This is a genomic window from Chitinophaga sp., from assembly GCF_019236475.1.
GTDB lineage: Bacteria > Bacteroidota > Bacteroidia > Chitinophagales > Chitinophagaceae > Chitinophaga.
Map to the genome: position 1 here is coordinate 24,796 of NZ_JAFAIX010000010.1, position 21,415 is coordinate 46,210.

The following is a 21,415-nucleotide window of genomic DNA, read 5'->3' on the forward strand; positions in this document are numbered from 1 at the left end:
TAGACTCGGGTTAATCACCGGATTAATTGAGGGTTTGCATTAAAGCTCAGCGGCACAGGTGCTCGGGTTATTTTGTTGTAACAAGTTATACAAACGAAGTAAATGCTTTTCAGGTGGTTGGATATAACACCTTAGTAGTATTTCCTGTTTGTGGATTTTTCTAAGTGGAAAATAGATTTTATTGTGGTTACGTCAACGCATAAACGGATTAATTTATTATTAAACTAACTCCTGTGGGTATACGCTAAGGGTATGCATAAATATGTAATATTATTTACATTTGTCATAGAGTGCATTGCTGAAAGAATGGAATAGCTGGTACCTAGCTTTTTAGCGGAGGGTATTTTTTCTTGCCTATATAAATATATTAGTTTAGCTTTATAGGATACGAAAATAACCTATATGTAAAGCGCCCCTCAAGCCTCAAATAATAAGTATGTATTCAAATATTGACTTGTCATGAGAACGTTATTCATCCTTATACGCTGGGTATTGGGCTGTTTCCTTTGTTTTGCTTCGATTGGTGGATTCCTATCAGGGGAAGGAGGAAGTGCCTTTTTTGTCCTTTTACTAGGACTTATATTAATTCCGCCTATTGCGAAACTAATTTTTCCCTCTAAGAAGCAATCTAAAATGAACGCTGTGGCAACAAAGCCAGGACAAGATAAGGTACAGGATGCACCCATTTCCTTACCCTCCCATACATTTGATCAAATGGCTCATGATAACTTTATTTTAGATGTTACAGGCGAAGAATCAATTATTCCTGCTTACGAACCCTCTACTGGAAAAGGGACAGCAGTTGTTCCCTGGAATCATTTATATATCAGTAGCATTGATGATCTGAATAAAGCGACAAAAGCCCAGCAAGACTACTATCACACTTTTAAAAAGAATTTCCTCGAAGGAGTATACTTAGATCTTCAGGGTTATTTCAATTACGCATTAATTCTACTCTATGATTTGTTAGCTCAATTTGATCAGACAAAAGATATAGAATGGCTGGAAAAACAGGTAGATAATTTAGGTCTCCATTATCCAAGGACTTATTCATATACAAGAACCTTGTTGCTAGCTAAAATGGGTAGCATCAATGATATTAATGGCATACGGCGTGTGAAGATGCAGATGGCGGAAGGTAATCCACATAACTCATATGAATATGAATGGGCCCTAGGTAAAGTGTTTAAAGACAAGCTCAAACTGGATAAGGACTCGGAGTTATTACTTAATAAAATTTGGTACCAAGGGAACAATTTCTATGGAATACCATTTTGCCAAGAACAAATACTTAAACTATTTGTCTGCGTTATCACAAACCTGAAATCGGATTTTACTCGAGAGGGAACATCTATTGAGCAGCAGTTCGATATCATTGGGGATATGGTGGCAAGGAAGCATTTTAAATATAGACTAAATAGTAATAACTATATCTATTCTTTGCAAGAGCTTCGTAAAGAGCTTTATATATTAATTCTTAAATATTGTGAGAATAAAGTTCGAGACCAATATGGACATAAAAGAAAACTATCAGTAGATAGTTACTCCGTCGCAAAGACCGAAATAGAGGTAGGGGTATTGCAGAAAGTAGAAGGTATCATTGCTGCTAACATAGGAATAATAGAGGAGCCTGACCAAGAAACCGAATTGGAACTAAATGTCCAGAATACTACACGCTGGAAATTAGCCCTAGAGAAGCTAGAGCAGATGATCCCAGTTAAGCCAGTGGATTGGTTCTTACAAGAAGTACTATTGTTGGGTGCGAGGAATAAAAAGAATCCTTCAGTTGAAAGTATCTTTTATGAAGCTAGTAAGATGATAGCAAAAAAGGATAAAGTAACTGCACTAATTCTATATCTACACTATATTGATCATGACCTCAAGTCCAAAGAATTTGATAACAAACCGATAGCTAAAACAATTCAAAAAAGTCTCTTTAATAATCTTGAACAAGTACATGATTTTGAAATAATCATTCAAAATTTAATTGAGACAAAAGACCTGGATAATGCCATTGTAAACGTACGTAAGTTCTATGAAACGAAACGAAGGAAAATCCAATTGGACCAGGAATTAATTGATGCGGCAGCATCTAAATACCAGGATACTGTTGAACTATTGAATAATTTATTAGATGAAGAGTCTGAAGAGAATGGTAATATGGCTCTTACAGAGAAGGGACAGGAAAAAGAGAGTCAAATTGTATTGAATATAAATAGTGTTGCAGATGTTGTTAATACTTCGAGCGCTAGTCGATATCGCTTCGGTTTGACACCAACACAAGCATCCTTGCTCCAATTATTTGCAAAAAATAATTTTGTATTACCTATTATCGATGCACAACAATTTGCAAAGTCCAATGGTTTATTCATCGGATCTTTAATCGAAAGTATAAATGAATTGCATTTTGAATATTTAGATGATGTGCTGATAGAAGAAGAGGAGGATGTATATATTATAAACGAAAACTACTATAAAAAAATTCTGACTGATGAGCATGATAATTAAACCTAAGGAGGCTACAGCCATCATTAATTCATTACTTGCAGGTGTAGTTCCTAAAATAGGTGTTCAACATATAAATGTTGGTAGATCCGATGAAACCAATGCTTTTGTGCAGGCGCTGGAGGATGTCAAGAATGGCCATAGTATGGTGAAATTCTGGATTGGAGATTTTGGATCTGGTAAATCTTTCATGCTGCACCTGATGAATACGGTCGCCTTGCGCCAGAAGTTTGTAGTGGCAACAGCAGACTTTACACCAGATAATCGTTTATATGCAAATGATGGAAAGGCGGTAGCCCTGTATACAGCACTTATTAATAATATATCGATCCAGACAAAACCAGAAGGAGGGGCCTTACCTACTTTGATGGAAAAATGGATTGAACAAACCATTACTAGGACGGCGGAATCCAACAATATTCCCTTGACAGATATCAGACAAGATCAGTATTTGCCGTTAATACAATCTAATATACTGAAAATAATTAGTGAACTTTCTGATGTTGGCGGTTATGATTTCGGTACTGTTGTAATGAAGTATTATGAAGGCTATGTGAAGAGTGATGATCTCCAAATGAAGAATGCCTTAAAGTGGCTTAAAGGGGAATACAAAACTAAAACAGAAGCTAGGCAGGATCTAGGAGTCAGAGAAATTATAAATGATCTGAATTATTATGATATGCTCAAAAACTTCTGTAAGTTCTTTGTGAGTATGGGGTATAGTGGATTTGTGGTTAATTTAGACGAGGTGATTAACCTGTATAAAATTTCCACCAGTGTCATGCGAGAAAAGAACTATGAGAAGATCCTGACTATCTATAATGATTGTTTTCAAGGTAAGGTGACGAACCTCTTTTTTAATTTTGCTGGAACGAAGGAGACATTAGAGAATGAAAGACGTGGACTTTTTAGCTACAGCGCTTTGAAGAGCCGCCTTGAATCTAATAAATTTGAGACGAATGAAATCCGAGATTTCTCCCAGCCAGTTATTAGATTATTGCCATTAAATCATAACGAGGTTTTTGTCCTGCTAAAAAAGCTTAAAGAAATTTTTGATCAGAATTATGGCATCACCGTCGATTTTAGTGATGAGGAAATCCAGACTTTCATGGAAGCAATGTTTAATAAACCTGGAGCCAGTGAGTTCCTTACCCCTCGTGAGATTATTAGAGACTTTTTGAATATTCTGAATATTTTAAGACAGAACCCTACACTAAATAAACAGCAACTATTTATTGATATAGAAGTAGTGGATGAAAGACCAGATATTCTAACACTTGATCAAATTGAAGAATTGTGAGTCCATTTGATTTACTATCTGAGCCAATTAAGCGATTTGTTCGGGATAAACGATGGGATAAATTTCGCCCCATTCAGAAAGCTGCCATTGAGAAAATTTTATCAACAGATGCGAATTATATTTTAGCTTCCAGAACAGCATCTGGAAAAACGGAAGCCGCTTTTTTACCCATTTTATCGAAGGTGAATTTTAGTGAAAATGGGGTCCAAGTGCTTTATGTGTCGCCACTGATCGCGTTAATAAATGATCAGTTTTTAAGGGTGGAAGAGTTATGTAAATACTTGGATGTTACGGTTGTTAAATGGCATGGAGAGGCAAACGTAAGTGCTAAAAATAACATTTTGAAGAACCCCAATGGCATAGTGCTGATTACTCCAGAGTCGCTAGAAGCCATGTTTGTCAATAGACCGTCTAATCTAAAGCACCTTTTCCAAAACTTAAAGTATTTAGTCATTGATGAAGTCCATGCATTTGTTGGTAGCGCTAGAGGGGTACAATTAAAGTCGCTTTTGTATAGATTGAAATTGGTTACTGGTAATCATTTCAGAATAGTAGGACTTTCAGCCACCATTGGCGATTTTGTGGAGGCAAAAAAGATTACTGGAGAAGAGGAGAATACGGTTGTTTTAATAGATCGTGCAAAGAAGGAAACCGAAATCCATTTTAAATACTTTTATACTCCAGGAGAAGACCTTACCGTTGATCTATTAAAGGATCTCTATCAGGAATGTTGTAATACGAAATCATTAATCTTTCCGAATAGTCGAGGTAGAGTAGAGGAGGTGGCGGTGAAGTTGTTGAAAATTGCCAAAATAGTTGGAGGCCATAATAATTATTTCTCCCACCATTCATCAGTGGATAAGGAGGTGAGAGAATATGTGGAGGAATTTGCCAATAATAGTAGAGGACAAAATTATTCCATTATTTGCACATCTACACTTGAATTGGGCATCGATATTGGCAGTATTGATCAGGTAATTCAGATAGACGCAGCGCATAGTATAGCCTCCTTAATACAAAGAGTAGGTAGAAGTGGGCGAGGAGAAGGTCGATCAGGGAGCTTGTACCTTTATGCTACCAATGAATGGAGTTTAATCCAGTCCATTGCATGTTGGGAGCTCTATAATGAAGGGTTTATTGAGCCTCCTGTGGCTATTGAATATGCATATGATACCTTTGTTCACCAAATCCTTTCTGTGCTGAAATCTTCATCAGGGAAGCCTTTGAATGACTTAGTATCGGAATTTAAAAATAATCCTGCATTTAGAAATGTAACGGAGGATGAGCTGAATACCATTGTACATCACCTCCTCAGCCAAAATATTATTGAAAGCATTGGTGGTGAACTAATAATTGGAGTTGATGGTGAAAAGCTTGTCAACAATAGAGAATTTTACAGCACTTTCATTACAGATATCTCTTTTAAAGTGGTGTATGAAGGTAAAAGAATTGGGGAAATTCCCTTATTGCCGCAAGTGACAGTTGATGAGAACATATTGCTAGCTGCAAAGGTTTGGAAAATAAAGTATGTAGATCTGGCGGCAAAAAGGATTGAAGTAGTCATGGCCAATGATGGACGAAAGCCAATTTTTATCGGAAAATCGCCCAATGTCCATCACATGATAAGACAGAAGATGTTCGAAATAATTTGTACCCATACTGAATATACTTATTTGAATGCGGAATGCAAGGTCGAAGTTGCTAATCTAAGAAGAGAGTTTAGTATTTTTAAAATCCAGGATTGCCATACCGAAAGACCTCTTTTAATCTCCGACAAATACATTTTGCTGTATGCATTTACTGGTAGTCGCATTACTAACAGTCTGGCCTTTCTACTGCAAATGGTAGGTCTCGATGTTCGGATAGATGGTAAAAATGGTGCAATTCAGATAGAGGCCGCTATCGATGCGTTCTACGAAGCATGGGGTAGATTATCACAGACGAAAAATTCGGTAGATACAAGTTTGGAGGCGTATATTGATTCGAACCCGGGAAGTCTTGATTTTTCGAAGTGGGCTAAGTATTTGCCCTTGAAATATCAGGTGATGGTATTAAAGAACCAGATGCACGATTTTGAAGGGGCATTCGATTTTATTGCTAAAATGACACTCACTTTATCTAATTAAAAGATTAAACGAGCATAGTCTCATTGGTCCAACTTTTATTCCGTAAAATCCAAGCCTCTGGCTACCGGATTCACCCGTGATTTTTTCTGCAGCACCATATAATTTCCTATTTTGTCCTCTCAATAAAAAAATACCCTTGAAGCGATTCCTAAAAATCATTGGTTATACCCTATTAACACTATTCCTACTAATAGGGAGTTACCTCCTCGCAGCGTTTATCCTTTCCCGTATGAGCACTCCAAAAGAACAGGTGGCTGATGCGGATATCGCTATTTACATCCTCACCAATGGTGTACATACAGATATAGTGGTACCTGTGCATACACCAGAGATCGACTGGAGCACCCGCATTCCTTATCGTAATACCATCGGCAATGATACGAGTGCACAGTTGCTGGCTTTCGGCTGGGGGGATAAAGGCTTCTACCTGGAAACGCCTACCTGGGCTGATCTCAAGGCTAGTACTGCTTTTAAAGCAGCTTTCAACTTAAGTACTGCGGCTATTCATGCTACCTATTACCGAGGATTACAGGAAAATGAAAGTTGCAAGCGTATCATGATAAGCAAATCGCAGTATGCGCGACTCATAAAATATATCAATGATAGCTTCAAAACAGGCCCGGATGGCTTGCCTATCTGGATCAAGACAAACGCCAATTATGATAGCAACGACGCTTTCTATGAAGCCAAAGGAAGCTATAATGTCTTCCATACCTGCAATACCTGGGCAAACAATGGGTTGAAGAGCTGCGGACAAAAAGCTTGCCGCTGGACGATATTTGACACGGGTATATTTTATCAATATAGAAAGTAGCCGTTTGGCCATAGTGAATCCTTCCTAAAGAAAAGTGTTAAATTTGCGCAGACAATTCGCCCTTGTTGTTTCATAAATTTATCGTGAGATGTTACGCCATATAGGAAGGAAAAGGAACTACAAACATAATGTACGCTTGGCAGCCCTCTTGTGCTTTGTGGCGGGTATTGTAAATGCGGCCGGCTTTTTTGGATTCGCGGTACTGACCACCAACGTAACAGGCCATGCGGCACTGTTGGCGCAGAAGCTGGCCGTTGGAGACCTACGGGCGGTAAGAATGGTGAGCCTCTGGTTGTTGCTGTTCCTGGCCGGGGCCTTTTTCTCCAGCTTCTGCACAGGGAAAATAGGTAGAACCCGAAGATTCTCCTATACCATACCCATTGTCCTAGAAATGATGATACTGACGGCAGTGGCTTATTTGGGACCATTATACGATCATTCTGTTGTCAGAACGGAACTATTTGCAGGAAGCCTCCTCTTCGCCATGGGCATGCAAAATGCATTAGTCTCTAATATTTCCGGAAATGTAGTAAGAACCACACACCTCACCGGGATGTTTACAGACCTAGGAATCGACCTATATACTTTAACAGATAAGGAGGCTATTAACAGGGTAGGGGTGAGACGAAGAATCGCACTCCGACTCGTTATCATCTCTTTCTTCCTGGGAGGGGCCATCGCTGGCGGTTACATGTTCATCCATTACCATTACGATACTTTTTACCTACCGGTTGCACTGCTACTTATTGCATTGTTTTATGACGCCTTCCGGATCAGACTAGCCAAGGCTATGCACCGTTTTAAACAGCCGACAACAAACAATGAAACCTTTCACCACTGATACCAGATGTATCATTTAGGGAGACACGTTACTCTATCTTCTTCCACTGGCTCTTCCGTTCCTGGCTCCAATACAGCGATGTCGGTGTGCCATTAGTCATTTCAAATGCTATAGTGGTATGAATACGGGTAACATCAGGTAACACGAAAAATGTGTCGGTCTGCGGTTGCAGGAGCATATTTACGCCCGACTTATTCGACAACGTTGCATATAGGTGATTGTTTTTCTTACTAATGATAATCCTTTCCCCTGTATTGACTTTCGTCTTCCTAATACCATCTTTCTCATACAGACTATCTACCAGGTAGGTCCCGATATACTTATCCATCAATGTTTCACTGAGGGCGATATTGGCTTGCACCGTTTTTCCCAACGCCATGCGGAATATATCATCGAATAATCTGAACCGGGTATCACTGAAGCCTGTCATATCTTCTCCAGATTTGAGATTGGTAAGTAACACTGCATAGATGTCTTCTGCTGGGAAGTATTTCTCTTCTGCAATAAAACCACTTACCTGTCCCTCATGATGAATACATCTGCTACCCTCCAAACTATCAATAAACCAGCCATATCCATAGCTAGAAACACCCTGTTTCAGTGGGTAAGGAGTGAACGCCTGCTGCAAGGTTTCCTTCTTAATTAGTTGATTCGCCAGCAGTGCATTGTTCCATTTATAGAGATCCTCCAGCGTTGACATCAAATCTCCGCAGGCATAACCCATAGAAATAGACTGATAGGGGCTGTTCTCATAATAGCCCTTGTCCCTCGTATAACCTGTCACTCGCTTAGGAATAATATCCCTTTCATGCGTGTAATAAGTGCTGTGTAACCCTGCCGGTTCCAGGATATTTTGCTTCATATACTCGTGGTACCCCTTTCCTGTCAATTGTTCTATCAAGTATCCCAACAGAAAATAATTGGAATTAGAATATGCAAACTTAGTACCTGGCTGAAACTGCAGGGGCTCATTCTTGAAGAAATCGAATATATACTTCGGCGTGAAGTCCCGCCGTTCCACATAGGGATCGGGGTGGTTCATGGAGGAATAGTCAATAATGCCGGATGTATGGGTCAACAGATTTTCTATGGTAATCGTATATCCCTTTGACGGGAAATCCTTCAGATATCGCTGTATGCTGTCTTTTAAACCTATTTTCCCCTGTTCCACCAATTGCAATATAGCGATGGCCGTAAACTGCTTAGTGACGGAACCAATCCTGAAAACCATATCCGGATCTAGCGGCACACCTAGTTCCATATTAGCACTGCCAAAAGCTTTCTTATAGATGATTTTCTTACCTTTGGCAACCAGGATCGCACAGCCAGGTTCCGTCAACTTTATCTGAGAAGATACCAGGCTATCCATAGATGTTGGCAAGAAGTCCTGCGCATAGGTCGTATAAGAAGCAAAGACACTGATCAAAAGAAGGGTTAGTTTCTTAGGCATATTGTAAATATTGGAAGTGTTAGTTCCAATATAATTAATATTTAAATGCCATCACTTTGCGATCCTGAACTTGATAATTTATATCCTCGCTGCGCTAATATAATTTTACCATACTTTCTCGAAAGGCCATAAGCCAATACGGACCTACGTTTACCCCAATTATCCAGATAACTTCGTGTCTCCCTAAAATATATTATTTACTCACTTCCCTATTTCTTGATGGGCGCTACGAGGATCCTTTCGCAAACCAGTTGACTTAATATTTCATGTTTCCGTTTGTTGTATTCAATGGTCATAGTCCCATCAAAGGCTTCTATGGATAGTATTTTTATAGTTGTTCCCAACAAAAGTTCCCTACTATTGAGAAATTTAAGGAAGTCATCTGAAGAGTGCGTAACCGCTTTAAAATTAACAATATCACCCGCTTTGCATTCATTCAGCTTGTGATACTCAACCCATTCCATTTTACCATTTTTGTCTGGAATAGGGGACCCATGCGGGTCTATTTTCGGATAGCCTAACAATTGATCCATTTTAGCGAAGAAATCGGGAGACTGCACATGCTCAATTTGCTCTGCTATGTTGTGAACTTCATCCCAGCCAAAGCCCATTTTCTCTACCAGAAACATTTCTGTCAGACGATGTTTGCGGATGATTAATGCTGCTTCCTTTTCCCCTTTACTGGTTAGTCGTACAGGCTTGTAGCTTTCATGAATAATAAACCCCTTCTCCGCCAGTTTTTTCATCATACTGTTTACAGTCGGCATTTTTATATCCAGTTGCTTGCTTAATTCGTTCACATTAGCCTCGCCCTTTACGCGGGACAGGTTATAAATAGCTTTCAGGTAATTTTCTTCAGTATGCGTATTCATACTACAATATTACAACATTGACTTAGTTTCTCCTTACATGAATAATTAATCTGTAAAATATTTTGTTAGAATGTTCTAACTTTATACTTTTGCGATGTGAAACAAAAAAATTCGTACTGTAGAAAATGAAAAGAACGACCCAATTGAAGAAAACCATTCTAACAATATGTTTAGCCCTTTCCAGCCTGATCGTCCTGGCGCAAAAAGGACAACTTTCCGGTATTGTGCGGGATACTGATGGAGGGGCTGTCAAATCAGCAACGATTTCCATTCCTAAACTGAATATTGGTATCACCACAGACAGCAGCGGACAATATCAAATCAATAATATCCCAGTAGGCACCCATAAAGTAATTGTTTATGCCATTGGATATGATAAACGCGGAGAGTCAATCGTCATTAAAGAAAATGAGAAGATGGTGATGGATTTCAGTTTAACGTCACTCTCCTCCGCTTTGAACGAGGTGGTGGTAACAGGTACCAAAACTTTTAAGCGTAAAACAGAGAGCCCAGTCATAGTAAATATTCTCGACAGTAAAACGCTGGGCAACTTACAGGTATGTAACCTTTCGGAGGGACTGAAGTTCCAGCCTGGTCTACGTGTTGAAACAGATTGCCAAACCTGTAATTACACGCAGTTAAGAATGAATGGATTGCAGGGTGGCTATTCCCAGATTCTAATTAACGGTCGGCCGATATTTAGTCCATTGATGGGACTTTACGGCATGGAGCAGTTGCCGGTAAATATGATTGAAAAGATTGAAGTAGTACGTGGAGGCGGTTCTTCCCTTTATGGTTCTAGCGCCATTGGAGGTACCGTAAATGTGATCACCAAACTGCCGAAGAAAAGTGGCTATGAAATCAATTCATTTTATCAAAACATTGGCGGTAAGACCAACGATTTCAATTTTGGAGGAAATGCAACACTGGTAAATGAAGAAGGAAATGCGGGTACATCTTTTTTTATCAATAAAAGAGACCGTGGTTATTATGACGCCAGTGGAGATAATTTTTCTGAAATACCCAAGATAGAAAATACATCGATGGGGGTTAATTCATTCTATAAATTCACGGATAACCAGAAATTGGAAGTGTCACTGAGTAACCTGAACGAGTACCGTTTTGGTGGTGAAATGGTAAACAAACCAGCCTACCTTACCCAGCAATCAGAAGAAAGGACACATAAAATATGGATGGGAAGCGCTGATTACCAGATCAACTTTAACCAAAACAAATCTTCATTTATAATTTACTCGGCTTTCCAGAATACAAACCGAAAACACTATACGGGCGTGTTTCCAGACGATCCTGAAGATATTCAGCAGCACTTGGAAAATCCACCCTATGGCACTTCCAAAACAACCACCCTGCAAGGAGGCCTTCAACTCAACCATGAGATTAGTAATTTCTTGAACCACAGAAATGTACTCACCATCGGTTCGGAGTATGTATCTGACAAAGTATTTGATAATATCCCAAGCTATAATTACCTGGTAGATCAGCATACTAAGGACTGGGGAACTTTCTTCCAGAGCGATTGGGATTTTGCAGACAAGTTCAATTTACTGTCTGGTCTCAGGATGGATAAGCATAACCTACTGGATAAAGTAATCCTCAGCCCAAGAGTGGCATTGCTCTATAAGTATAATTCCAATGCTCAATTCAGAGTAAGTTATGGGACTGGTTTCAGAGCACCACAAGCTTTTGATACCGACCTACACATTGCATTTGCTGGCGGTGGCGTTTCCAGGGTACAACTTTCACCAGACCTAAAAGAAGAAAGATCTCAAAGCGTTAGCACTTCCTTTAATTATGATAAAGCCGCCGAAAAATGGATAGCAGGTTTTACGCTGGAGGGCTTCTATACGCATTTGAAAAATGCATTTGTACTAGAACGTGTAGGTCAGGACGATTTTGGAGCGGTGTTTGAAAAACGAAATGGTCGTAGCGCAACAGTAAAAGGATTCACCTTGGAACTGAGAGCCAATTATAATAAAAAGATGCAATTAGAAACAGGCTTTACGCTGCAGAATAGTGAGTATGGGAACCCAATAGCATACATAAAGGGAATTGAACCTACGAAGGCTTTCTTAAAAACACCCAACGATTATGGCTTTGCTAACCTGAGCATTACCCCAAATCAAAAATGGGCTATTAACCTGAATTATGTCTATACCGGTAAAATGCATATGACACATTGGGGTGGGGCGGATAATTTTCCTGATGACCAGATGGTGACAACCCCTGCGTTTTCTGAAGTCAACAGTAAAGTTTCCCATACTTTTCACCTACCGAAATTTAAACATGACCTGGAAATCTACACTGGGGTGAAAAATATTTTCAACGCTTATCAAAGTGACTTCGACCAAGGAAAAAACAGAGATAGTAATTACATCTATGGACCTGGTATTCCTCGAACTTTCTTCGTCGGGATTAAAATTAAAACAGATTGAAATAGTAAATCATAGGAGTACCGTCTACAATAAATTTTGAATGTAAATACCTAAACAACTCATTAAACTTTAAATGATGAAGATCGATCTAGCTTTACCAGCATTGCCTTACATAAAAAGTGCCTTAACTCCCATTATTACAGAAGAAACATTTGACTACCACTATGGGAAACACCATGCAGCATATGTTAATAACCTGGCAGCATTGGTAAAGGACTCTCCTTTGGCTACTGCAAGCGTGGAGGATATCATCCAGGTAGGATTTAAGGAAAACAATGCAGCGCTTTTCAACAATGCTGCCCAACACTGGAATCATAGCTTCTTCTGGAACTGCCTGTCACCCAATGGCGGTAAAATGCCTAATGGAAAAATTGCGGAACTCATTCATCGCGATTTTGGCAGTTTCGAAAAATTTAAAGAACAGTTTTCTACAACAGCAGTAAAATTGTTTGGAAGTGGATGGGCCTGGCTAGCACAGACTGATTCCGGTAACCTGGAAATCTTGCCAATGAAGGATGCACACACACCACTGACAGAAGGGAAAACACCTATTCTCACATTAGATGTCTGGGAACATGCTTACTACATTGATTACCGAAATGCCAGACTAAAATTTGTGGAAGGCTTCTGGGAAATAGTAAACTGGGATTTTGCAAACAGAAATTTGAAATAAAATGAGCGATACCTGCATAAGCCACATAGAAAACTATTGGAAAACGTTGACGATGACTGCCAATGATAGCTTCCATAACGGAGATTATGATAAAGCGCTAACAGGTTATCAAGATGCGTTATTCCGGGCAGAACTACTAAACAATTACCAGGAAGATTGCACGAGGTTAACTATACCGTTTATGCAGGTCTACATCATTTCGTGCAATAATCTCGCAAATACATACTCGGAATTGGGACAATGTGAGATGGAAGAAAAAATGCGGACACGTGTAGTATACTACCTCTTACATCTCTCTAGGCATGGGCATTTTGATTTGAATGAATTGCAACAGGAGTTTAGAAGAGCAAGTATTTCCCTCCTGGATTTTGTAGGCAAAAAAGGCGGGAGGAAAGGACAGGAAGAACTGCTGCAAAACCTAAAAGATCAGTTGGCCGAAAATCATCTAATTCATATCAGTGAGTGAAAAATAGCTTCAGTATCTATTCAAGAAAAAAGAAAAAGAATGGATTAAGTGTGTCCGAACAGGAGTACCTTAAACAGATATTGTTGGCGGGGGATCCTCAATGCCACACTTTACGGCATAACCTAGATATTTCCAAGCGTTTGGATAAGCGTCCTGCCACTGTTACAGAAATGATTCGAAAGCTAGCACTGAAACAAATGGTGTCCTATACAAAAGGAAAGGGCTTTTCGTTGACGGAAATGGGTAAAAAAGAAGCATTATCTATCCTGAGAAGATGCCAACTATGGGAATTATTTCTTGTAAAGGAATTGCACATGGGTAGGGAGGAAGTAAGAGGATCATTAGAAAGACTACAAGCCATTGTTTGTGATAAACTGATGGACCGATTATTCGAATACCTGAACTACCCAGTTTTTGACCTGTATGGAGAAAAAATTCCCGATAATACTTATTAACTGCCAGCTTTATCAGAAAAATTTATACGGTTAATGAAGAATATAGTGAACAAGCAGGGCCATTCATTAGGATGGCGCAGAAATAAAACAACAGATTCATTGCCAGAGGCTTTTGCTTCGGTGAAAGTCCCTGCAAATGCTGGTTTTTGGAAAAACATGCTTGCCTTTGCAGGTCCAGGACTAATGGTGGCAGTTGGCTATATGGATCCAGGTAACTGGGCAACTGATCTTGCCGGTGGAGCCCAGTTTGGTTATACCCTCTTATCCGTCATTTTTATCTCGAATATCTTTGCGATGGTATTACAATACCTAGCACTTAAATTAGGGATTGTGGCGGAACGAGACCTGGCGCAGGCTTGCCGGGACCACTACCATCCTGCTGTAAACTACGGACTTTGGATTTTATGCGAAATTGCTATTGCTGCCTGCGATCTGGCCGAAGTGATAGGTTCCGCACTTGCCCTCAACCTGCTCTTTGGACTCCCATTAACATGGGGTGTTGTAGTGACAGTGGTAGATGTTTTGTTGATACTTTTTTTTCAATATAAAGGATTTCGCCTAATTGAAAGTATCGTTGCGGCTTTAATCTTAGTAATTTTCGGTTGCTTTCTTTTTGAAATTATCGCATCAAAACCGGAAGTCTTTCCAATGTTGGATGGATTAATCCCTCGTTTGGAAATAGTTACCAATCCGTCTAAGCTATATATCGCCATAGGTATCCTGGGGGCTACCGTTATGCCGCATAATCTTTATCTACATTCAAGTATCGTACAAACACGAGATTATCCAAGAACTCCGGAAGGTAAAAAGAAAGCTATAAAATTTGGAACCATTGATAGTAGTGTTGCACTTTTTTTTGCCTTCTTTATCAATGCGGCAATTCTGATCATGTCTGCTGCTACTTTTCACACCACCGGTCACCAGGATGTAGCAGATATCACAGACGCCTTTAGCTTACTTTCCCCAGTATTGGGTTCTACCATAGCTAGTACTTTATTCGCAGTGGCATTGCTCGCTTCCGGACAAAACTCTACACTCACAGGAACACTTGCCGGACAAATAGTAATGGAAGGGTTCTTACATATTCGGATGAAACCCTGGCTCCGCAGACTCATTACCCGGTTACTTGCCATTGTTCCGGCATTTGTAGTAACACTGATCTATGGTGAAAAAGGTACTGCCCAATTATTGGTATTAAGCCAAGTTATTCTCTCTATGCAATTAGGGTTCGCTATTGTACCATTGGTGCAGTTTACCAATAGCAAAGAAAAAATGGGCGCATTCAGAAACGGAAAATTATTAAGATTTACTGCTATCGGTATTGCAGCTATCATCATTTTGCTCAATGTCTATTTACTCTATACGGAGTTTTTTTAAAATAGGTTCGCACTCAACTGGAAAATGAGACAAAAAGGGTAGAGGTATTAACCTTTACCCTTCCTCATTTTGAAAAAAGCCTAGCCATCTATCTGCTAAATGTTTGGGCCAAAATTCAATACGGAACTGCGTTTACCCCAATTATCCCGACTACTTCGTGTCTCCCTAAAAATAAATTATTTGCCCATATAGTCTATAAGACTTGTAGATTAAAAAAATCCATATTACATTTGTCCTCGATATTGAAAAACAATCGTAGCTATAATTAATTACCAAAATCAACAGGGGACAAATCTGAAAAGCCATGCCACAGCCATCGAGGATTTAGGCCCGCACAAAACAAACACTTAGCATGAAATATCTTAAAAGGCTGCTATGCCTACTGCCAGGGCTACTCTGGTTGCAGCAAAGTATTGCCCAGGAAATCCGGGTAAGTGGGGTAGTGACCTCCCGTACAGATGCACAGCGTATACCCGGCGCCGTTATTCGCGTGAAAGGCGCCGCTACCGGCGCTCAAACCGATGCCGATGGCAGATTTGCTATCAATGTACACGAGAAAGATACACTGCAGGTCTACTTCATGGGTTTTGAACCAGTCTCCGTAATGGTAGGCAGCAATCGCGTTATCAACATTTCCCTGGAAAGCTCCAACAGGAAACTCGATGAGGTGGTCGTAACAGCCTTGGGCATTTCGCGAGAAAAGAAATCATTGGGATATGCGGTCCAAGAACTCAAATCCAAAGACATTTCTGAGGCTAAAGAAACCAACCTGGTCAATGCGCTCTCCGGTAAAATCGCGGGCGTTCAAGTGACCAATAGCCAAGGAAATATGGGCTCTTCCCGTATCGTGATCCGTGGCGAAACTTCTATCGCAGGAAATAACCAACCACTATTTGTACTCGATGGGGTACCGGTAGACAATAGCCAACTGGGCGTCGGCACTGGCCGCGATTTTGCCAACGCTATCTCCGATATCAACCCGGATGATATCGCGGCGATCAGTGTGTTGAAAGGCCCTAACGCGGCTGCACTCTACGGCTCCCGCGCTTCTGGTGGGGTAATCGTCATCAAAACTAAAACAGGCAAAGATACCCAAGGCGGTTTAGGCGTTACCGTTAACTCCGGTGCCACCTTTGAAAAAGTATTGATCCTCCCGGATTTCCAAAACTCCTACGGCCAGGGTACTGGCGGCCAGTTCTCCTATAAGGATGGTAAAGGCGGCGGATTAAACGATGGAGTGGACGAGAGCTGGGGCCCAAAAATGGATGGCCGACTCATCCCACAGTTTTTCTCTAACGGTACGCCTGTCCCTTTTGTGGCGCACCCCAATAATGTGAAGGATTTCTACGTGACCGGCTATACGTTAAATAATGGCTTGTCTGTAGGTGGTAGCTCCGAAAAAATTGATTATCGCTTTTCCTATAATAATACAAAACAAACAGGGATCCTCCCCAATACAGGCATCTCCAGGAATACTTTTGTGGCCAGCAATACTTTCCGACTCACCCCTAAACTGACCCTCAGTACCTATGCGAATTACATTCGCAGTGCTGCGGATAACCTGCCAGGTGTAGACGGTCGCCGCGGCAACAGTGTAACCTTGCAGTTCATTTGGTTCGGCCGACAAGTAGATATCGAAAAGCTGAAGAACTACAAAAATCCAGATGGCACTGATTTCAACTGGAATCATAGTTACTATAGCAACCCTTACTGGATTCAAAATGAAAACACAGTGGGTATGCAAAGAAACCGCTTCTTAGGAAATGCCCGTCTTTCCTATGAGATACAACCCTGGCTGACAGCCGCTTTCCGCATCGGTACGGATTATTACCAAGATCGTCGGAAATATCGGGTGGCTTATTATACCAATGGTACGCCTTTCGGGTCTTATACAGAAGATGCTTATGCAGTGAGCGAAACCAATGGAGAATTTACGTTGAATGCGAAGAAGAAACTCGGCAGCAATTTCGATATCGATGTACTGGCAGGTGGAAACCTTCGTACCAATCAATATGAACAAAACTATCAGCAGGCACCACGACTCGCAGTGAAAGGTGTATATACGCTAAATAACTCTCGCGATCCGCTTGTGTCTACCAATTATCTGAGTCGTCAAAAAGTCTACAGTGCTTTCGCTTCTGCACAAGTAGGCTATCATAACTATGCTTTCGTAAACCTTACCGCTAGAAATGATTGGTCTTCTACACTGCCAGTGGCTTACTTCTATCCATCAATAAACGCTAGCTTGGTGTTGTCGGAAGCTTTCCATATTCAAAGTGATGTACTGTCGCTGTTGAAACTGCGCGGCGGTTGGGCGCAGGTAGGTAAAGATACCGATCCATATTTGCAAGTAAATACTTATCCTTTCAATACGCCTTTCGGATCTCAGCCACTGTTAACGGTTTCAGATAAATACTTGAGCAGAAATATCAAGCCAGAGATCACCACTTCTACAGAATTAGGGGTAGAAGCAGGTTTCTTTAAGAACAGGGCAAAAGTAGATGTGACTTACTATAATACAACCAGTCGTAATCAGATTTTGTTGGCAGACGTGAGTGGCTCCACCGGCTACCTGAAAAAATTGCTGAATAGCGGGGAGCTTAAGAATCATGGGGTAGAAGTGCAGTTAGGCGGTTCGCCAATCATTACCCGTTCTGGTTTTCGTTGGGACGTCAACGTTAACTATGCACGCAATGTGAGCGAGGTAGTTTCCCTCGATAGCGACGGCTTCCTCAATAGCTTCGTACTAGGCAGTTCTGGCAATATCCAGGTGATCGCCACAAAAGGACAACGCTATGGCGCCTTGTTCGGTTCAGGCTTTGCACGTGATGCACAAGGGCATATCCTGGTGAATGCTGACGGTCGCCCGCAGACAGATCCGACGCAAAAAGTACTCGGCTATTTCACACCGAAATGGACAGGAAGCATTAACAATGCGTTTTCATTCAAAGGATTTAATCTCAGTTTCCTCATTGATACGAAACAAGGTGGTTCTATCTGGTCCGGTACCAATGGCACTGGTATGCGCACAGGCGTATTGGCGGCAACAATGCCAGGCAGAGATCAGGAACACGGCGGCCTTCCTTACTATAACGACGGTACGAAAAATGTACAACTACCTAGTCATGATGCCACCGCGCCAAATGGAGAAGTGGTAAAGCATGACGGTATCATTTTCGATGGTTACACTGCAGATGGTAAAAAGAATACAGCGATACTTTCGGCCATGGATTACTACAAGTCTGCATACAGTAGCAGTCTTAGCGAACCTTCTATCTTCGATGCTTCCTTTATCAAGCTCAGAGAGGTGCGCATTGGTTATACCTTACCACAAACCATCGTAAAAAGATGGGGCATGCAGGCGGTGAATATCGCGCTGGTAGGAAGGAATCTTGGCTACCTCAGTAAGAAAGCGCCAAATATTGATCCGGAAACGGCCTTCAATACAGGAAACGGGCAGGGATTGGAAACACTGCAAATCCCTACTACCCGCAGCTTTGGTTTTAACCTGAATGTTTCATTTTAATTCTCCATCAACATGAAAAAGTGGCTGATACCCATCTATATATTAGCGGTTGCACTGATCTTCAGCGGTTGCCGTAAAGAACTGGATCGCATTAATATTAACCCGAACGAACCTACGGTGCCAGATCCAGAGTACTTGTTCGCCAATGGTATCAAATCCAATGTGGATACCTATTGGGGCACCGATGCAACCATGGAAACAACCCTCCTGTATGTGCAATACTGGGCTAAAATCCAATATCCAGACCCGGATAGATATATTCCTGCCAGTACGAGTATTCAAGCGGTTTGGAATAACTTTTATGCGCAAGGAATTACAGATTTTACAACTTTGATTCAATTAGGAGATAGTCTGAAACTCCCTGGATATAAGGCTTCCAGCATTATCATGCGATCCTGGATTTTCCAAGTACTCACAGATCTTTACGGAGATGTGCCATACACACAAGCAGGGCAAATTGATAAATTCCTTACTCCGAAATACGATCGGCAGCAGGATGTTTATAATGGCTTGCTCGCTGAGTTAAAACAGGCCGTAACCATCATCGACGCTAATCCCAATGCGGCCCTGGCAGGAGACTCTCTGCTATTGGGTAAGCTACAAAACTGGAAGAAGTTTGCCAACGGCTTACGTTCCCGCATTGCGCTGCGTATAGCAGACCGTGATCCGGAAGGCGCCCGCAAAGTATTTACAGATCTAGCCACCGAAGGGAACGTATTCTTTGCAGATGGCGATAGAGAAGCGAAGCTGAATTATCTCGCATCTCCGAGCCAGAATCCTGTGGGCAGAAACAGGGAAACCCGCAATGATTATCGTATAAGCAAAACAGTGATTGATCGTTTGCAAGCACTGAATGATCCGAGATTACCAGTATATGCTGCCAAACCCGCTGATGGCGGGCCTTATCTGGGAGTGACCAATGGCCTGCCGGCAGACTCGGCCTCCCGACTCGGCTTTTCCAAAACATCGGATGTGGGAGCGGCTTTCACGGCTTCTCAGGCGCCGGCCTTCCTCTTCACTTATGCGGAACAGTTGTTTATCCTGGCAGAAGCGGCGCAAAGAGGCCTCTATAACGGCAATGCTGCGGATCTGTACCAACAGGCCATCAGGGCTTCTTTCAAGCAATATGGTATTACCGGTGCCCCTGTAGATGCATACCTGGCGCAGCCAGCAGTGCAATACGATGCTACTAACTTTAAAAAATCTATCGGCGATCAGAAATGGCTGGCCCTTTTCAGTGAAAGTTTGGAAGCCTTTGCAGAATGGAGAAGACTGGATTATCCACAACTGAAACCGGCGTATACAGGCATACTCTTAGGCAATATGCCTGTGCGCATGACGTATCCTTCCAGTGAACAAGCATTGAATGGTACCAACTACAAAGCAGCAGTAGCGCGTCAAGGCGCGGATCTGCTGACTACGAAAGTTTGGTTTGATATGTATTAAGTTAAAACGTTCCTGTATGTCGTCCCTACCCAGCAAATGAAGAGGGCGAAAGAATGAAGGTAATCGTTCCTGTATGTCGTCCCTGCCCAGCGGGCAGGGACGACGAAAAAAATAAATAAGCGGAATTGACGTCGCAGACGTCAATTCCGCTTATTTATTTTTTATTGTATAGGGAGACACGTATCGCCATCACAAGACCACCCCTTTTAAAAAAGGGAAATATTTACAACTATTCGGGTAATGTACCAACCATCCACCCCTGGTTTTCATCTCATCTTTGTATTGTTAAAACAATCCAAAACATTAAAATCTACGAAAATGAAAAATCAGGCAAACTCCCCAGTAAAAAACATTGTATTGGTTCATGGTGCATTCGCTGATGGTTCCGGCTACAAAGGTGTTTATGAAAATTTGATCCGTCTAGGTTATAATGTATCCGTAGTGCAGAATCCACTGACTTCTTTGAAAGATGATGTAGCCGCTACCCACCTGGTACTGGATGCCCAGGACGGCCCCACTATCCTCGCTGGTCACTCTTGGGGCGGCGCTGTGATCACACAAGCCGGCAATCACCCCAATGTAGCAGGACTGGTATATATCGCAGCTTTCCAACCTGATAATAATGAAACGGCTCTCCAATGGTTCCTGACAGCTCCTCCTGCAGCAGAAAACGGTGTGCTGCCTGCAGATGAAAAAGGAATTGTGTATTACGATAAAGCAAAATACCATGCAGGCTTCTGTGGAGATCTAACAGCAGAGGAAGCGGGCTTTATGTATGCTTCCCAGGGCGCATTCTATGGAGAATGTTTCGTAACGCCTATCACTGCTGCCGCCTGGAGAAATAAACCTACTTATGGCGTGGTAGCTACAGAAGATAAAAGCATTAACCCCGACATCCAACGTACCATGTATAAACGCTCCGATACGAAAGTCACTGAAATAAAAGGCAGTCATGCGGTCTATATCTCCCAACCAGAAAAGGTGGCTGCTGTTATTGCAACTGCGGCAAACGAAATTTCCGCCATGTAAGCACCTGTTTTTCGATTTCCCACCGGGCCCTGTTTGTAATTGCTGAAAACAGGGCCTGTGGCTAATAGCAGGTACTAACTTA

15 protein-coding genes are annotated in these 21,415 nt (G+C 41.5%); 13 read left to right on the forward strand and 2 right to left on the reverse strand.

Translation table 11 applies throughout. From position 1 onward, the window contains the following. The first annotated feature begins 459 nt into the window (after positions 1-459). From JO154_RS13680 to JO154_RS13700, 5 genes are all read left to right on the forward strand, one after another. Entirely contained in the window at positions 460-2,508 is a 2,049-nt protein-coding gene (locus JO154_RS13680; RefSeq protein ID WP_291946372.1) for a tellurite resistance TerB C-terminal domain-containing protein, read from the forward strand. Further along, positions 2,492-3,805, forward strand: a complete 1,314-nt coding sequence (locus JO154_RS13685) for an ATP-binding protein (protein WP_291946374.1) — start codon at positions 2,492-2,494, stop codon at positions 3,803-3,805. Before JO154_RS13680 ends, JO154_RS13685 begins: the two co-directional genes overlap by 17 nt. Beyond that, complete coding sequence (locus JO154_RS13690) at positions 3,802-5,931, forward strand: DEAD/DEAH box helicase (protein WP_291946376.1); 2,130 nt, start codon at positions 3,802-3,804, stop codon at positions 5,929-5,931. The genes JO154_RS13685 and JO154_RS13690 overlap by 4 nt, the downstream gene beginning before the upstream one ends. Before the next feature lie 136 nt (positions 5,932-6,067). Further along, complete coding sequence (locus tag JO154_RS13695; RefSeq protein ID WP_291946378.1) at positions 6,068-6,745, forward strand: TIGR02117 family protein; 678 nt, start codon at positions 6,068-6,070, stop codon at positions 6,743-6,745. Positions 6,746-6,833: 88 nt separating this feature from the next. Next, on the forward strand, positions 6,834-7,586 hold the full coding sequence (locus JO154_RS13700) for a YoaK family protein (RefSeq protein ID WP_291946380.1): 753 nt from the start codon (positions 6,834-6,836) through the stop codon (positions 7,584-7,586). Positions 7,587-7,614: 28 nt separating this feature from the next. Here JO154_RS13700 and JO154_RS13705 read toward each other — a convergent pair whose 3' ends face one another. Both JO154_RS13705 and JO154_RS13710 read right to left on the reverse strand, forming a co-directional pair. Next, positions 7,615-9,036: a serine hydrolase gene (locus JO154_RS13705; RefSeq protein WP_291946382.1), complete on the reverse strand. Its 1,422-nt coding sequence runs from the start codon at positions 9,034-9,036 to the stop codon at positions 7,615-7,617. A 209-nt stretch (positions 9,037-9,245) separates the two neighbouring features. Next, positions 9,246-9,908: a metal-dependent transcriptional regulator gene (locus JO154_RS13710; protein WP_291946384.1), complete on the reverse strand. Its 663-nt coding sequence runs from the start codon at positions 9,906-9,908 to the stop codon at positions 9,246-9,248. Between the two features lie 125 nt (positions 9,909-10,033). Here JO154_RS13710 and JO154_RS13715 point away from each other — a divergent pair, with 125 nt between their 5' ends. The 8 genes from JO154_RS13715 to JO154_RS13750 all read left to right on the forward strand — a co-directional run bounded on the left by JO154_RS13715 (position 10,034) and on the right by JO154_RS13750 (position 21,333). After that, on the forward strand, positions 10,034-12,361 hold the full coding sequence (locus JO154_RS13715; RefSeq protein ID WP_291946386.1) for a TonB-dependent receptor: 2,328 nt from the start codon (positions 10,034-10,036) through the stop codon (positions 12,359-12,361). Between the two features lie 76 nt (positions 12,362-12,437). Continuing rightward, complete coding sequence (locus JO154_RS13720) at positions 12,438-13,034, forward strand: superoxide dismutase (protein ID WP_291946388.1); 597 nt, start codon at positions 12,438-12,440, stop codon at positions 13,032-13,034. A gap of 1 nt (position 13,035) precedes the next feature. Beyond that, positions 13,036-13,500, forward strand: a complete 465-nt coding sequence (locus JO154_RS13725) for a hypothetical protein (RefSeq protein ID WP_291946390.1) — start codon at positions 13,036-13,038, stop codon at positions 13,498-13,500. Continuing rightward, positions 13,497-13,955 carry a metal-dependent transcriptional regulator gene (locus JO154_RS13730; protein WP_291946392.1) on the forward strand — a complete coding sequence of 153 codons (459 nt, stop codon included), beginning with the start codon at positions 13,497-13,499 and terminating at the stop codon, positions 13,953-13,955. The genes JO154_RS13725 and JO154_RS13730 overlap by 4 nt, the downstream gene beginning before the upstream one ends. Positions 13,956-13,988: 33 nt before the next feature. Continuing rightward, complete coding sequence (locus JO154_RS13735) at positions 13,989-15,332, forward strand: Nramp family divalent metal transporter (RefSeq protein ID WP_291946394.1); 1,344 nt, start codon at positions 13,989-13,991, stop codon at positions 15,330-15,332. A 352-nt stretch (positions 15,333-15,684) separates the two neighbouring features. Beyond that, positions 15,685-18,858, forward strand: coding sequence for a SusC/RagA family TonB-linked outer membrane protein (locus tag JO154_RS13740; RefSeq protein ID WP_291946396.1), 3,174 nt, complete (start codon positions 15,685-15,687; stop codon positions 18,856-18,858). A 12-nt stretch (positions 18,859-18,870) separates the two neighbouring features. Beyond that, positions 18,871-20,304, forward strand: coding sequence for a SusD/RagB family nutrient-binding outer membrane lipoprotein (locus JO154_RS13745; RefSeq protein WP_291946398.1), 1,434 nt, complete (start codon positions 18,871-18,873; stop codon positions 20,302-20,304). 318 nt (positions 20,305-20,622) lie between these two features. Beyond that, positions 20,623-21,333 (forward strand): alpha/beta hydrolase, encoded by a 711-nt coding sequence (locus JO154_RS13750; protein ID WP_291946400.1) that lies wholly within the window; start codon positions 20,623-20,625, stop codon positions 21,331-21,333. Positions 21,334-21,415: the final 82 nt, after the last annotated feature.

Excerpts from the sequence above, each read along its gene's own strand:
- JO154_RS13740 (WP_291946396.1), top strand. The coding sequence starts at position 15,685 with ATGAAATATCTTAAAAGGCTGCTATGCCTACTGCCAGGGCTACTCTGG.
- JO154_RS13750 (WP_291946400.1), top strand. The coding sequence starts at position 20,623 with ATGAAAAATCAGGCAAACTCCCCAGTAAAAAACATTGTATTGGTTCAT.
- JO154_RS13725 (WP_291946390.1), top strand. The coding sequence starts at position 13,036 with ATGAGCGATACCTGCATAAGCCACATAGAAAACTATTGGAAAACGTTG.
- JO154_RS13720 (WP_291946388.1), top strand. The coding sequence starts at position 12,438 with ATGAAGATCGATCTAGCTTTACCAGCATTGCCTTACATAAAAAGTGCC.
- JO154_RS13715 (WP_291946386.1), top strand. The coding sequence starts at position 10,034 with ATGAAAAGAACGACCCAATTGAAGAAAACCATTCTAACAATATGTTTA.
- JO154_RS13735 (WP_291946394.1), top strand. The coding sequence starts at position 13,989 with ATGAAGAATATAGTGAACAAGCAGGGCCATTCATTAGGATGGCGCAGA.
- JO154_RS13700 (WP_291946380.1), top strand. The coding sequence starts at position 6,834 with ATGTTACGCCATATAGGAAGGAAAAGGAACTACAAACATAATGTACGC.
- JO154_RS13710 (WP_291946384.1), bottom strand. The coding sequence starts at position 9,908 with ATGAATACGCATACTGAAGAAAATTACCTGAAAGCTATTTATAACCTG.
- JO154_RS13685 (WP_291946374.1), top strand. The coding sequence starts at position 2,492 with ATGAGCATGATAATTAAACCTAAGGAGGCTACAGCCATCATTAATTCA.
- JO154_RS13745 (WP_291946398.1), top strand. The coding sequence starts at position 18,871 with ATGAAAAAGTGGCTGATACCCATCTATATATTAGCGGTTGCACTGATC.
- JO154_RS13705 (WP_291946382.1), bottom strand. The coding sequence starts at position 9,036 with ATGCCTAAGAAACTAACCCTTCTTTTGATCAGTGTCTTTGCTTCTTAT.
- JO154_RS13680 (WP_291946372.1), top strand. The coding sequence starts at position 460 with ATGAGAACGTTATTCATCCTTATACGCTGGGTATTGGGCTGTTTCCTT.